The following is a 13,706-nucleotide window of genomic DNA, read 5'->3' as shown; positions in this document are numbered from 1 at the left end:
ATTTTTGGCTGAAGCAAAAAATAAATCACTATTTTTACCAGTTGAAAAAATAAGAAGAATTTCATTTGTGCACCGACTTCTCTTAAAACGCAATCTAAAATTGAAGCAGTTTAAATTAATACTTGCAAAAAAACAGCTTAGACCCCAACTATTAAATGTCTGATATTATAAAACTTTTGCCCGATCATGTCGCCAACCAAATCGCCGCTGGTGAAGTGGTGCAGCGGCCTGCCTCAATTGTAAAAGAATTAGTAGAAAACTCGATCGATGCTGGCGCCACAAAAATAGAATTAATTGTTCGTGATGCCGGTCGAAATTTAATCCAAGTTGTAGATAACGGCAGCGGAATGAGCGAAACCGATGCACGACTGGCGTTTGAGCGGCATGCAACCTCAAAAATCAATACGACCGAAGATATTTTTAAGATTTCTACCAAGGGTTTTCGTGGCGAAGCTTTGGCTTCCATTGCTGCCGTAGCAGAGGTGGAATTGAAAACCAAAACAGCAGATGCCAAAATCGGAACCAATATTTATATCGAAGGCGGTGGGTTTCAATTTCAGGAACCAATTCAAACGGCGGAAGGTTCTAATTTTTCAGTGAAAAATCTTTTCTATAATGTGCCGGCCAGACGAAAATTTCTGAAAAATAATAATGTAGAATTTCGCCACATTATCGATGAATTTCAACGGGTTGCTTTAGCCCATGAAAATCTTGATTTTGAGCTTTTTCATAATGATGATATTGTTTTCAGATTACGAAAAGGCAGCTTGTTACAAAGAATTGTAGATGTCTTTGGCCGAAAATTACAACCGCTTCTTATTCCTATTAAAGAAGATTTAGGTTGGATTCAGCTCAACGGATTTGTCGCAAAACCGGAAGGAGCCAAAAAAACCAGAGGCGAACAGTTTTTCTTTGTTAATGGGCGATATTTCCGAAGTCCCTATTTCAATAAAGCGGTTCAGGAAGCCTTCGAAGGATTACTTTTGCCAGGATATATTCCAACTTTTTTCCTGTTTTTAGAATTGGATCCGCAGAAAGTTGATGTGAATATCCATCCGCAAAAAACGGAAGTTAAATTTGAAGATGATAATTTAATATTTGCGCTGGTGCGTTCTACGATTAAAAGATCATTGGGAATTTATAATGTTTCGCCTAGTTTGGATTTTGAACGCGATTCAGGAATGGATGCTTTTTTAAACCAGCCCAAAAGCGGCGGCAGCTTTAAAGTTCCAGAAATTACGGTGGATCGCGACTATAATCCGTTCCGCGAAGAGACTGTTTCACCCGGTGAAAGAGTAGCGATGGCAGAAATGTATCAGCAAACTGTGCCGGCAGAACCTTCAAAAATTAATTTATTTGAAGATGAGGATTTTGATGAGGATTTAATGCGCCTTCCGAATGGATATTGGCTTTTTAATAAAAATGGAAAAACCTTAATGCTTGACCTCGGTAGAATGCATCGCCTGATTGTGGGAGAACGAAATGCGAAGAAAAAACGGAGCAATGAAAAGCATACGCTTCTTTTTTCGTTGGAATATCATATGAATGAAACCGAGAAAAATAAGTTTAGGTCTATTAAAAAATATTTACCAGAATTGGGTTTTGAAATGATTATTGCCAATGACAATGTGTTGCGAATCGATGCAGTTCCACAAGGATTGAAAGAAACCCAAGTGATGAAATTTCTAGAAACTCTTTTTGAGATTTTAGAATATCGTACGGAAGATGAGTTTCTTGATTTTTATAACAGCCAATGGAATAAAATTCAAAGCAAGTCCCGCTTTGATTTTCTCTATAAAATGGATGCCGAGCAAGTAATTAAAGATTTTACTTTGTTGGGTTTCCCAGAATTCTTACCCTCGGGGAAAAGATGTTTTATCGATATTCCCTTAGAGGAGTTAAAAAATAAATTTTAAAAAATATGTTTCAAAATATTACGCCGATTACCCGAAATATCATCATCATCAATGTAATTGTTTTTGTAGGTTTTTACTTACTGAACAACGTTCCCTTGTACATGAAATTTGCGGCATTTTACCCGTTTTCTCCTTTTTTTAGATCGTGGCAAATTATTACGCACATGTTTATGCATGGTAGTTTGATGCATATTCTTTTTAATATGTTTACGCTTTATAGTTTTGGGCCGGTGTTGGAGCGAACTTTAGGTGACCGCAAATATCTTCTTCTTTATTTTGTGAGTGGTCTTGGCGCTTTTTTTCTTTTCAATTTGTGGAATTTTATTGAAGTTCAGCAAATTCAATCCAGTTTGGAGAGTATAGGATTTAATTTAAATAGCTATTTAGCTGGGGAGAGTGTTTCTTTTACCGGCAATGCTGAAATGATTGCAACCCAACGAGAATTAGTAGAAAATCTAAAATCCATCATTTTCACTCCTATGGTAGGTGCGTCCGGAGCCATTTTCGGAGTAATTGCAGCGTTTGCGACTTTATATCCCAATGCTGAAATTGGCATTATGTTTATCCCAATTCCTGTAAAAGTAAAATATGTTTTGCCGGTAATTGTCGTCGGTTCTATCTTTTTAGGAATTTCAGGCAACGTAGGAGGTATTGCTCACCTTGCTCACGTTGGTGGTGCATTGATTGGTTTCGCCTTAGCAAAATATTGGAAACGAGACCTATACAGAATTAATTAAAAAATGGATTTGTGAAAATTTTCAGATTTGCTTTATTTCTCATTCATCTATTCATTATTGCATTATTGGGTGCTACGAGCTTCAATGATTATGTTTCGCCAAACGTTTTTCCCTATTTAAATTTGCTTTCTCTTGCATTTCCTGTCTTGATGATTTTGAATGTTTTGCTTTGTTTTCTTTGGATTATTTTGTGGAAAAAACGGGCCTTCCTTTTTATTGCACTCTCATTAATGCTGATTACGCCAACAAAAAGATGGGTCAATTGGACGAGTAAACCTGTGGAATCACCCAATCTGAAAATTGTTTCGATGAATATGAAATTTGGGAATTCATCAAAGATTAAACTACTCAATTATTTAGAAAGCACAGATGCTGATATCGTCTTGGGTCAGGAAGCGATAAAGGGACTGTCTGTGCCAGATTATTCCTATAAAGTCACTGATTTTGAAATTGTGGCGCTGAATTCTAAGACCGAAATCATCAAGACCGAAAAGATAGCCACCACTGGAAATGGCAATGCTTTTTATGCAGATATTAAGTTTGAAGGAAAAATAATTAGGGTAATAAACGTGTACTTAAACCCATTTTTCTTTGATAAGAAAATGGTTAAACCATCGGAAGATTTGGAAAAAAATAAAACGAAATTTAAGGATGTTATCAGAAAGTTGGTGCCCACATTCAAAGTACACCAGCAGGAAATCGTTGCGATCCGCAAAGCCATCGACCAGTCGCCTTATCCCGTAATTCTAGCGGGCGATTTCAATTCGGTTCCTAATTCTTATGAATACTATGAATTGGGTAGGGGTTTGACGGATGCTTTTGTAGCAGTTGGGAGAGGAAGTTCAACCAGTTTTCACGATTATAAGTTTCCGATCAGGATTGATTATTTGATGACCTCAAAAGAAATTAAACCAATCAGTTATCATGTGGATCGGTCTGTGAAACTTTCAGATCACTTTCCGGTGATTGCAGAATTTAAAATTGATTAAAAATGAAAAATACCGTCAGCATATTCCTCCTTTTTTTACTTGTTTCATGTGGAAAAGAAACGCTTACGCAAAATCTTATATTAGAAGAAAATAGTGCTGTGGCGCCTTATGATACGATTGCTATCGATTCGTTTTCCCAAGGCGCGACTACGGTTGATATTGCGATGAAAATAAAAATATCGTCTCTAAAATATCAGGATTCTTTAAAACAAATTAAATTGAAGACTGAAGAGGAACGCTTACTCAACAAAGCAAAAGAAGAAAAAGTAGATGCCGAAAAGAAAGCGGCGGAAGCAGAGAAGAAATTGGAAGCAAGTAAACAAGTTAAATTAGATACGCCAAATCCCAAAGCCGATCAGGTTGCGACGCCGTAATTTTATTTTAAATTTTGCGCCTAATCAGTAATCTCATGAGAAAGCATGTGAAATTTGCCGCTAATTAAGCAGATTTTATGCATTCATCTGTAATAAAGGTTCTATAAATTCGCGGTCGTTGCTTAATCTGGGTACTTTATTTTGACCGCCTAATTTGCCTCTTTCTGCCATCCAATTATAAAATAATTTTGGTTTTGCGACATGAATGATTGGTCTTTTCAAGGTCATGTTATTATATCTTTTCGCTTCATAATCAGAATTGACTGATTTTAAATGATTATCAAAAACATCGGTAAATCTTTCTAAATCGGCGGGTTGTTGTGCAAATTCAAAAATCCATTCGTGGGCACCACTTTCGCCTTGTTGCATAAATACAGGTGCGCCAGTAAAATCCGTAATGGATGAGTTTGTGGCTTCGCAAGCCTTGGAAAGGGCTGTTTCTACATTGTCGATCATCAATTCTTCACCAAAGGCATTGATGTAATGTTTGGTTCGACCAGAGACTTTAATTCGAAAGGGTTGCAGTGAAGTAAATCGGATGGTGTCACCGATTAAATAGCGCCAAAGCCCACTATTGGTCGTAATAACCATCGCATAATTTTTACCGATTTCTACCTCTTGCAAAGGAATAGCGTGCAAGTTATTTGGGTCAAATTGATCCATTAGAATAAACTCGTAGAAAATCCCGTAGTCTAACATCAGTAACATTTCTTCGCTGCCATGCTGATCCTGAATTCCGAAAAATCCTTCAGAAGCATTATAAATTTCGTAGTAATTAATATCTTTTCCTATTATTTTTTTGAATTGTTCGCGGTATGGCTTAAAACTGATTCCGCCATGAAAAAACACTTCCAGATTTGGCCATAAATCAGAGATGTTTTCATGCTTGGTTTCAGACAGCACTCGTTCAAGCAAAACCATCATCCAACTAGGAACGCCGGTTAAACTGCCTACCTCTTCTGTGGTTACTTCAGAAACGATCGCATTTAATTTAGTTTCCCATTCGGACATCAGCGACACTTTTTTGCTGGGTGTGGTCGTAATTTCTACCCAGAACGGAAGGTTTTCAATTAAGATGGCCGACAGATCACCAAACTTCGTATTGAAATTTTCATAAATATCAGCACTCCCTCCTAAGCGAAGGTTTTTATTGGTAAATAATTGATTGTCAGGATGGTTATTGGCATATATCGAGATGAGGTCTTTTCCTGCCTTCATATGACAAAATTCTAAACTCTCATCGGTAATGGGAATAAATTTGCTTTTGGCGTTGGTGGTGCCGGACGATTTCGCAAAGTTCTTTACCAAACCCGGCCAGGTAACATCTCGCTGGCCTTGCCGTGCTTTTTCAATAAATGGTTCGAAATCTTCGTAAGTGACAATGGGTACATTTTTGGTAAAATCTTCATAACTCGAAATAGAGCTGAAGCCATGAATTTTACCGTAATCCGTATTCTCTGCGTAGTAGAGTTGGGAAAAAAGCACCCCACTTTGGGTTTCAATAGGATGATCCATAAAATTCTGAATCTGGTCAATCCTTTGTCGGATAAACCAATTAACCACCGTGTTAAAAAGTGCCTTTGTTGCCATATCGACAAATATAATATATTTCTGCTAAAAGGTCTTATGCTTTGGATTACAAAAAAATTCCGCCTTCTGAAAAGCGGAATTTTGATTACTAAAATCTAATTTTAGCAGTATTCTTGATAAGCGCCTTGCAAGTTTGCCGCAATTGCGCCTGCAGGATTTCCTTCAATGTGGTGTCTTTCGAGCATGTGAACCAACTCGCCATCTTTGAAAAGGGCTATACATGGTGAGCTCGGCGGAAAGGGTGCCAAAAATTTACGGGCTTCATCAACCGCTTCTTTATCTACGCCAGCGAAAACCGTAATTAGATTTTCTGGTTTTTTATCACCGGTGAGTGAAAAAACAGCACCAGGTCTTGCAGCACCAGCTGCACAACCACATACAGAGTTAATCATTAACAGTGTGGTTCCTTCTTTTTTAATGGCTTGATTTACGGCTTCAGCAGTGGTTAAATCCTCAAAACCTTTATCGGTTAGTTCATGCTTCATTGGCATTACTAAATCATCTGGATACATATTGTTTGTATTTTAGGTGTTAATTTATTGAGCTGCAAAATTAATTCTTTTTTAATTAATCGCAACGTGATCTATACAATCAAAACAATACCAATTTTCTATTGTGCCTTTTTGGCTGATTTTCGTGTCATTCTTTTGGCAAGATTGCCAATGGTTAAACCTTGAACAATAATGGAGAACAGTACAATAATATAGGTAATCGCAACGAACATATCACCGGAGGTCTCTCTGGGCAATGCCAATGCTAATGCTACTGAAATACCACCACGTAGGCCTCCCCAAACCAAAATTGGAAAGGAATTTTCCTCAAACTTCACCCGTTTCTTTAATAGTAAGAATGGGATGCCGACTGAGATAAATCGAGCCAAAAGAACGATGAAAATAGCAATTATTCCTATTAAAATATAAATATTTTCAAAATTAATAACCAGTAACTCTAATCCGATCAGCAAGAACAAAACAGCATTTAAAATTTCATCTATTATTTCCCAGAACTTATCAATATATTCCTCAGTAATGCTACTCATTCCAACCGCTCTACCTCGGTTTCCGATGAATATGCCGGCCACAACCATCGCTAAAGGTCCACTGATGTGCAGCCAGGATGCCAGCCAATAACCGCCCATGACCATCGCTAAGGTGATCATGACTTCCACTGAATAATCATCAATCGTCTTTAGAACGTAGGTTCCTAAGCTTCCCAGCAGTGTTCCTAATAAAATACCACCACCGGCTTCTTTTAAAAATAAAATCGCAATATCAAAAAATCCCATATTGGCAAAGCCGACCTGTGATATTTCGAAAATAGCAACGAATATGACTACCGCAACACCATCATTAAATAAACTTTCACCCGATATTTTAGTTTCCAAGGATTTTGGAATATTGGCAGATTTTAAAATTCCTAGAACGGCAATTGGATCTGTGGGGGAAATTAGCGCGCCAAAAAGGAGGCAACTGATGAAGGGAACATGTAACCCAAAAGCTTGTAACAGCCAGTACATTAAAACCCCTACAATGGCGGTTGAGATTAGAACCCCTATGGTTGAGAATGCAATTATAGGCGCTCGTTCAGATTTAATGTCATTTAATTTAATATGAATCGAACCGGCGAATAGTAGAAAACTCAGCATGACTTCCATCAGAATGGTATAAAAATCAATCGACAGAATCATATTTTTTGTCTGAATAAACAGATCTGGAAAGTAGGAGGCTGCCAAGACAATAACCAGTGAAGTGAGTAAAGCGATAATCATCACACCGATGGTCCTGGGCAGCTTCATAAATCTCTTGTTAAAGTAGCCAAAAGCTGCGGCAAGTATAATAATAATGGTAAAATAGTGATAAAGCTGCATAAAAATATTTCTATAAATGTAAGAAAATAAAAAACCCGAAACAGTAAATGTTCCGGGTTTCAATCAAATCGATATGCATAGGTTGTATATCCTAACTTTTCCTTTATGAAAGTAATTTTTTTGCCATGTCAGAAATACTCTTTCCGTCACTCTTTCCGGCCAGGTTTTTACTGGCCATTCCCATTACTTTTCCTAAATCTTTCGCGCTGGTTGCGCCTGTTGTTGCGATGATTTCCTTCATCGCGGTTTCCAGTTCTTCACTGCTCATTTGTTGCGGTAAATACCCCTCAATAACTTTGCTCTGCGCTTCTTCTACCTCGGCAAGATCGCTTCTGTTTTGAGCGGTAAACTGGTCGTAGGAATCTTTTCGCTGCTTAATCATTCTTTGCAAAATTGCAATTTCTTGTTCGGCAGAAACTTCGGCTCCTTTCGCTTCTGTTTTCAGCAGTAGGATTTGAGATTTTACAGCACGCAAAGCATCTAGTGCTACTTTATCTTTTGCGCGCATCGCGTCTTTAATCGCGTCGCTAATGGTGATTTCTAAACTCATAATTTTTTATATATTAAAACGATGTAACAATGTAACGATGTACCAATGTACCAATGAACCAATGTACCAATGTAACAATGTAGCAATGTAACAATGTAGCAATGTAGCAATTTGTGACGCCTTTTTTTCTAATTTGCCATCTTGGTAAACCAGTAGATTGTTACCTTCAATTATTAATCTACGTCTTTATTTAAAAAACGATTTTCTTTAACCTGCATTTTGCCATCGCTTTCCGTTAAGAAATTGGTTATTTTTTGATCAGAAGCATTTTCTTGGCCAATGGAGATGTTTTTTCTTCTAAAGGCTGGAATTGTTTCAAATTCATCTTCAAGTTCAAAGTTCTGATATCTCGAATTGAATTGTTTCAATTTATTTCTTCTTTCTAAAACTTTCTCGCTGTTTGGCGTTTTATTAATGAAGGTAAAATCATCTTCCACATCGAACAGGCTTGTTTCTACCACTTGTTCTACGACCTGAGGTACGGATTTTTGAACCGGTTCTTCTTTGATGATTGCTTTCGGCTGCGGTGTTTCAACGGTCGGCTCGTCAATCGGTTCGTTTACGAAAAAACTGTATTCCATTGGTTTTTCTTCCGTAAAAGTAGGTTCGTTTTCAATAATTTTTTCTTCTTTTCTCTCTTCGGTTTCAAAAGTGAATGCATGAGAAAGCGGTTCTTCAATCAAATCCTCTTCATAAGTAAATAGATCCAGCTCTGAAGTTTCTTCTTGATAGCTTTCCGGAGAATGGTCACCCTCTGGAAAACGATGATGTTCAACCGGTGCTTCTCTTTCTATAACTCTCTTTTTCTCTACTGTTTTTACTTGAAATTCATTCGTCGGGAAATCATCTTCATCATCTAAAATAAAAAGATTTTTCGAAGGGAAAGGGTCTTTTGTGCTTTTCTCTTCATCCGAGGCAGGTTTAAAAGCATTATCTCTTTTTCTAACCGGTTCAATTGAATCAGATAAAGTGAAATTTACCTTTTCGGTAACGCCAGAATTTTTTTGATGATCTTTTGAAAAGCCAGTTGCAATAACCAATACGCTAACTGCATCGCCTAATTCTTCATCGGTGCCGACTCCAAAAATAATATCTGCCGTATGCCCAGCTTCTTGCTGAATGTGATCCATAATTACCCCGATTTCATCCATGGTCACTTCTTCAGAACCACTTCTGATCAACAACAATACGTTTCGAGCACCGGTAATTTTGTTGTCATTCAATAATGGGGAATCCAGGGCTTTTTTCACTGCTTCTTCGGCTTTATTTTCACCAGAAGCAACTCCGTTCGACATTAAGGCGGTGCCGGAGTTTTCCAAGACGGATTTTGCATCTCGGAAGTCAATGTTCACATCAAAATAGCCGGTAATCACTTCTGCCATACCTTTTGCAGCGTTGGTTAATACCTCATCCGCTTTAGAGAATCCCGATTTAAAGCCTAGATTTCCAAACTGTTGGCGTAATTTATCATTATTAATGACAATCAGCGAGTCTACGTTATTTCGTAGTTTTTCTAAACCCAAATCAGCCTGTTCTAATCTTCTCTTTCCTTCAAAACTAAAAGGTACGGTGACGATGCCGATGGTCAGAATTCCCATATCTTTTGCTACTTTTGCGATGATCGGAGCAGCACCAGTGCCGGTCCCACCGCCCATTCCTGCCGTGATGAAAACCATTTTGGTGTTTTGTCCCATCGCTGCTTTGATATCTTCGATGCTTTCGATGGCTGCTTTTTCGCCCACTTCAGGATCTGCACCAGCGCCTAAGCCTTCAGTGATTGTAAGACCCAATTGCACTTTATTGGTAACCGGATTGTTATCTAAAGTTTGTGAATCGGTATTACATATGACGAAATCTACGCCATGAATTCCTCTTTCGTACATGTGCTTCAGGGCATTATTGCCACCGCCACCTACGCCGATTACTTTAATGATTGATGAATTTCCTTTTGGTAAATCAAATGAAAATCCAGGAGTGTTTATATTTTCCATAGACTTGGTTTTTTAATTATTCAACTTCTTCAAAGAATTTTTTTACGCTTTCCATTATTTTTTGACCGATGGTCAACTTGTTTCGTCTTTTTTCTGCTGATTGTGCCACCACTTCTTCTTTAGTCAGAATTTCATCTTGTTGTAAAAGTTCATTAATGGTTTCCTCTGTTTTCTCATTTGCGAAAATCTCTTCTTTTATTTCTATTTGTTCTGGTGCATTTTTCTTGTCACGGATTTTTAGACTTTCCATGAGTAAACCAATGGCAGTTGCATATTCCGGGCCTTTTAAATGCTGGCTCTTATCGTTGGTCACATATTCATTAGCAAAACCGATTCTGCTATCGAAACCTGTGGTGTAATTTGCGAGCTGACGAAGGTGACGAAGGTTTGAGCCACCACCGGTCAGTACGATTCCTGCAATTAATTTTTTCTTTTGTTCAAAAGCTCCATAGGCCTTCAACTCCGTATTGACCATTTCCAAAATCTCTTCTACTCTTGCACTTACGATTTGCGCTAATGTTTTCAATGAAATTTCTTTATCTGGTCTACCGTGTAACCCAGGAATGGTGACGAAAGTAGTGTCTTTTTCGAGTTCCGGAACGGCTGATCCGAAATTCACTTTCAGTTTTTCGGCGTGTTTTTCAATAATGGAACAGCCTTCTTTAATGTCATCGGTAATAATGCCACCACCGTAAGGAATTACGCAGGTGTGACGAATAATATTGTCTTTAAAAATTGCAATATCTGTGGTTCCACCGCCGATATCTACGATGGCAACACCCGCTTCTTTTTCTTCTTTGGTCAACACTGCTTCGGAGGAAGCCAAGGGTTCAAGGGTCAAGGCTTCCATTTCTAAACCAGCTTCACGCACACATCTGGCAATATTTCTAATGCTTCCCATTTGGCCAACAACCACGTGAAAATTCGCTTCCAAGCGCGTTCCGTGCATACCAACTGGTTCCTGAATTTCGCCTTGAGAGTCCACTTTGTATTCCTGGGGAAGTACGTGAATAATTTCCTCACCCGGCAACATCACCAATTGTTTAACCTGATCTTTTAGTTTTTCAATGTCGTCATCGGTAATATATTGATCCGGATTTTCGCGCATGATATAGTCCGAATGTTGGAGCGAACGAATATGTTTGCCCGCAATACCAACGGTAACTTTTTGAATGGCAACGCCAGCACTTGATTGCGCTTGGGCTACGGCGGCTTTGATGGATTGAATGGTTTGGGAAATATTGTTCACAATGCCTTTGTGAACTCCTAAACTTTTTGCGGTCCCAACGCCGAGAACCTCAATTTTTCCGTGGGTGTTTCGGCGCCCAACGATGGCCACAATCTTTGTGGTACCAATGTCGAGGCCTACTGAATACTCGTTATTTTCCATTTTTATGTCGATTTGATTTTTTACTATTTTTTAGGTCGATATTGTTAAACCCTTGTTTTAATAAGTTATGACTTCAATTATTCTATTTTAACTAATGCTTTCTTTTCTTTTTTAGGCGCTGTTAATGCTTTTTTCTCTGCTTCCGCTTTTTTCTTATTGATTAAAGGTAGTTTTTCAAGTTCCTTTTTCCCCACAGAAATAATACTGTCATTATCCTTAAAATTAGGATTCAGCGTAGTAACAATTTGGTTTTCGTATTTCACCGATACTTTCGTATACTTTTCTGGGTTTTGATAAATCAAATATTTTTCTACAAAAGCTTTGAAGCCTTTTACCTTTAGGTCTATTTTTTCCAAATCACCAATTTCTACTTTAAAATAACCTTCGCTGGTTAACAATTCATAATTATCTTTCTTTTTAGCAATACCGATGAAGTATTTTTTACTAAAATCATCGCGGTCAATTTTTGCAACAAGCTCTGCCAATGCTACATATTCTGATTTTTTTACATTTCCCATCACCAGCATGCAAGGGAAAGAATAATTTTTAGAGATCGGGAATTCTACTCCTTTTGCATCAACATAAAAATCACGATTTTCTTTATTCAAACGAAAAGCGGGCACTCGTTGCTTAATATCTAAATTTAAATTTCCGTTTAAATTCAAATAAACATTTGCGCTGTCTACCGCCGGGAGTTGGTTTAACTTCTTCTCTAAAGCGGGAATATTAAGGTCTCCAATTTTTTTAGTCGGATTTGATTTTTTTACCAATTCCTTGATATCTTTTTCATCGATGAAATATACTGGATTTTTGGTTTGACTTAATATTACGGTCACTTTTTCCATAGGTTTATCGTTGAATCTTTTCACTGAAAAACTCAGCAGAAATCCAAAGGTGATTACTGTAACTAAAATCTTTAATATTCTGAATTTGTTTTTCATTCTTTATCTGCAAGCCAATCTACAATTCCATCGTATAAGGTATCAATGTTTCCCGCACCTACGGTGAGCAATACCTCAAACTCTTTTTCTTTTATCATATTAAAGGCGTTCTCCAAAGTAGAAACTTCCTTTTTATCTAATTTAATTTTTTCTAATAACCAGTCGGAAGTGACACCTGCAAAGTTTTCTTGTAATTCTCGAGCAGGGTAAATATCAAGCAGGATTAATTCGTCTGCTTTCTCTAAACTTTCTGCAAAACCCTCAGCGAAATCTTTTGTTCTGCTGAAAAGATGCGGTTGAAAAACCACCAATAATTTCTTGTGCGGATAAAAAGTTTTGATCGAGCCGATCACTGCGTTTAATTCCGTTGGATGATGCGCATAATCATCGATATAAATTTTTCCACTTTCGTAATTGTGCTTGGTATAGCGTCTTTTAATTCCTTTAAAACTGGCAATTCCTTTTTTTAGAGTAGCATAATCAACACCGAAATTGTTCAATAATGCGATCGCAGCCGTGGCGTTTTCTACATTATGAATTCCCGGAATTTCCCACACGAAATCATGAATCTCTGTGGTTGGCGAATGAAAATCAAAATATATTTGATCACCAATTTCCCGTATATTATCGGAGTAATAATCGGCTTCTTCATTCACGGCGTAGGTTTTTGCCTCGTGGCCAATCTGTATTCCTTTCCGAACAAAAAGCTGTTGATTTTTCGGCAGCAGATCTGCAAAATCCTGAAATCCTTTTTGGATCGTATCATTGTCGCCATAAATATCCAGATGATCTGCATCGGTGGAGGTGATTACGGCCCAATCCGGAGACAGTGTTAAGAAACTTCTGTCGTATTCATCTGCTTCTACAACGGAAATATCATTTCCATTAAAGTGAAAATTCGATTTAAAATTTTCTGCTATTCCACCCAAAAAACAAGAGAAAGGAAGATTTGCTTCTTCGCACAAATGGGCGACTAATGATGAGGTGGTCGTTTTCCCATGCGTTCCTGCAATTGCGATGCAATTGGTGTTTTCGGTAATCATTCCAAGCACTTTTGCTCGCTTTAAAACCGTAAACGCATTGTCATCAAAATACTGTAGGATTTCTAATTTTTTAATGGCGGGAGTATAGATTACAAGGGTATTTTCTTTATTTAAGGTTTTAATTTTTTCCGTAACAACATCTTCAAAAACGACATCCATGCCTTCTAAAATTAGGGCAGAGGTTAGTTTGGTTAAGGTTTTATCATAACCCAAAACAGTTTTTCCCGAGGCTTGGAAATAGCGCGCCAAAGCACTCATTCCTATGCCGCCGATTCCTACAAAGTAGAAGTTTTGGTATGTTGTTAAACTTTTCATATT

12 protein-coding genes are annotated in these 13,706 nt (G+C 37.7%); 4 read left to right on the top strand and 8 right to left on the bottom strand.

The genetic code is table 11. The features are described from left to right. Nucleotides 1–155: 155 nt before the first annotated feature. The 4 genes from mutL to QWY78_RS14235 are packed head-to-tail and all read left to right on the top strand — an operon-like array spanning nucleotide 156 to nucleotide 4,016. Nucleotides 156–1,916, top strand: coding sequence for a DNA mismatch repair endonuclease MutL (gene mutL / locus QWY78_RS14250; RefSeq protein WP_290221045.1), 1,761 nt, complete (start codon nucleotides 156–158; stop codon nucleotides 1,914–1,916). Between the two features lie 5 nt (nucleotides 1,917–1,921). After that, the gene (locus QWY78_RS14245; protein ID WP_290221042.1) at nucleotides 1,922–2,653 is read left to right on the top strand and encodes a rhomboid family intramembrane serine protease; all 732 of its coding nucleotides are present in this window, start codon (nucleotides 1,922–1,924) and stop codon (nucleotides 2,651–2,653) included. Between the two features lie 11 nt (nucleotides 2,654–2,664). Next, nucleotides 2,665–3,642, top strand: a complete 978-nt coding sequence (locus QWY78_RS14240; RefSeq protein WP_290221038.1) for an endonuclease/exonuclease/phosphatase family protein — start codon at nucleotides 2,665–2,667, stop codon at nucleotides 3,640–3,642. A 2-nt stretch (nucleotides 3,643–3,644) separates the two neighbouring features. Beyond that, complete coding sequence (locus QWY78_RS14235; RefSeq protein WP_290221035.1) at nucleotides 3,645–4,016, top strand: hypothetical protein; 372 nt, start codon at nucleotides 3,645–3,647, stop codon at nucleotides 4,014–4,016. A 75-nt stretch (nucleotides 4,017–4,091) separates the two neighbouring features. Here the strand turns inward: QWY78_RS14235 and QWY78_RS14230 are convergent, their stop codons facing one another. The 8 genes from QWY78_RS14230 to murC all read right to left on the bottom strand — a co-directional run bounded on the left by QWY78_RS14230 (nucleotide 4,092) and on the right by murC (nucleotide 13,703). After that, nucleotides 4,092–5,606 (bottom strand): GH3 auxin-responsive promoter family protein, encoded by a 1,515-nt coding sequence (locus QWY78_RS14230; RefSeq protein WP_290221033.1) that lies wholly within the window; start codon nucleotides 5,604–5,606, stop codon nucleotides 4,092–4,094. Nucleotides 5,607–5,707: 101 nt separating this feature from the next. Next, complete coding sequence (locus QWY78_RS14225) at nucleotides 5,708–6,118, bottom strand: BrxA/BrxB family bacilliredoxin (RefSeq protein WP_290221030.1); 411 nt, start codon at nucleotides 6,116–6,118, stop codon at nucleotides 5,708–5,710. A 98-nt stretch (nucleotides 6,119–6,216) separates the two neighbouring features. Next, nucleotides 6,217–7,473: a cation:proton antiporter gene (locus tag QWY78_RS14220; protein WP_290221026.1), complete on the bottom strand. Its 1,257-nt coding sequence runs from the start codon at nucleotides 7,471–7,473 to the stop codon at nucleotides 6,217–6,219. Nucleotides 7,474–7,576: 103 nt separating this feature from the next. Continuing rightward, complete coding sequence (locus QWY78_RS14215; RefSeq protein ID WP_290221025.1) at nucleotides 7,577–8,023, bottom strand: GatB/YqeY domain-containing protein; 447 nt, start codon at nucleotides 8,021–8,023, stop codon at nucleotides 7,577–7,579. Nucleotides 8,024–8,196: 173 nt separating this feature from the next. Beyond that, nucleotides 8,197–10,014, bottom strand: a complete 1,818-nt coding sequence (gene ftsZ, locus QWY78_RS14210) for a cell division protein FtsZ (RefSeq protein WP_290221023.1) — start codon at nucleotides 10,012–10,014, stop codon at nucleotides 8,197–8,199. Nucleotides 10,015–10,030: 16 nt separating this feature from the next. After that, a complete protein-coding gene (ftsA, locus tag QWY78_RS14205; RefSeq protein WP_290221021.1) occupies nucleotides 10,031–11,404 on the bottom strand; it encodes a cell division protein FtsA in 1,374 nt (457 codons plus the stop codon). A 77-nt stretch (nucleotides 11,405–11,481) separates the two neighbouring features. After that, nucleotides 11,482–12,345, bottom strand: coding sequence for a cell division protein FtsQ/DivIB (locus QWY78_RS14200; protein ID WP_290221019.1), 864 nt, complete (start codon nucleotides 12,343–12,345; stop codon nucleotides 11,482–11,484). Continuing rightward, complete coding sequence (gene murC, locus QWY78_RS14195) at nucleotides 12,342–13,703, bottom strand: UDP-N-acetylmuramate--L-alanine ligase (protein WP_290221016.1); 1,362 nt, start codon at nucleotides 13,701–13,703, stop codon at nucleotides 12,342–12,344. The genes QWY78_RS14200 and murC overlap by 4 nt, the downstream gene beginning before the upstream one ends. Between the last annotated feature and the right edge of the window lie 3 nt (nucleotides 13,704–13,706).

The sequence above is a fragment of the Kaistella yonginensis genome (assembly GCF_030409525.1).
GTDB lineage: Bacteria > Bacteroidota > Bacteroidia > Flavobacteriales > Weeksellaceae > Kaistella > Kaistella yonginensis.
The sequence above is the reverse complement of the archived record's forward strand: the minus strand, read 5'-3'. Positions and strand labels throughout refer to the sequence as shown.

What these genes read in the sequence shown, in the direction of transcription:
- murC (WP_290221016.1), bottom strand. Translation starts at nt 13,703, where the DNA reads ATGAAAAGTTTAACAACATACCAAAACTTCTACTTTGTAGGAATCGGC.
- QWY78_RS14215 (WP_290221025.1), bottom strand. Translation starts at nt 8,023, where the DNA reads ATGAGTTTAGAAATCACCATTAGCGACGCGATTAAAGACGCGATGCGC.
- QWY78_RS14220 (WP_290221026.1), bottom strand. Translation starts at nt 7,473, where the DNA reads ATGCAGCTTTATCACTATTTTACCATTATTATTATACTTGCCGCAGCT.
- QWY78_RS14230 (WP_290221033.1), bottom strand. Translation starts at nt 5,606, where the DNA reads ATGGCAACAAAGGCACTTTTTAACACGGTGGTTAATTGGTTTATCCGA.
- QWY78_RS14235 (WP_290221035.1), top strand. Translation starts at nt 3,645, where the DNA reads ATGAAAAATACCGTCAGCATATTCCTCCTTTTTTTACTTGTTTCATGT.
- QWY78_RS14245 (WP_290221042.1), top strand. Translation starts at nt 1,922, where the DNA reads ATGTTTCAAAATATTACGCCGATTACCCGAAATATCATCATCATCAAT.
- ftsZ (WP_290221023.1), bottom strand. Translation starts at nt 10,014, where the DNA reads ATGGAAAATATAAACACTCCTGGATTTTCATTTGATTTACCAAAAGGA.
- ftsA (WP_290221021.1), bottom strand. Translation starts at nt 11,404, where the DNA reads ATGGAAAATAACGAGTATTCAGTAGGCCTCGACATTGGTACCACAAAG.
- QWY78_RS14225 (WP_290221030.1), bottom strand. Translation starts at nt 6,118, where the DNA reads ATGTATCCAGATGATTTAGTAATGCCAATGAAGCATGAACTAACCGAT.
- QWY78_RS14200 (WP_290221019.1), bottom strand. Translation starts at nt 12,345, where the DNA reads ATGAAAAACAAATTCAGAATATTAAAGATTTTAGTTACAGTAATCACC.
- mutL (WP_290221045.1), top strand. Translation starts at nt 156, where the DNA reads ATGTCTGATATTATAAAACTTTTGCCCGATCATGTCGCCAACCAAATC.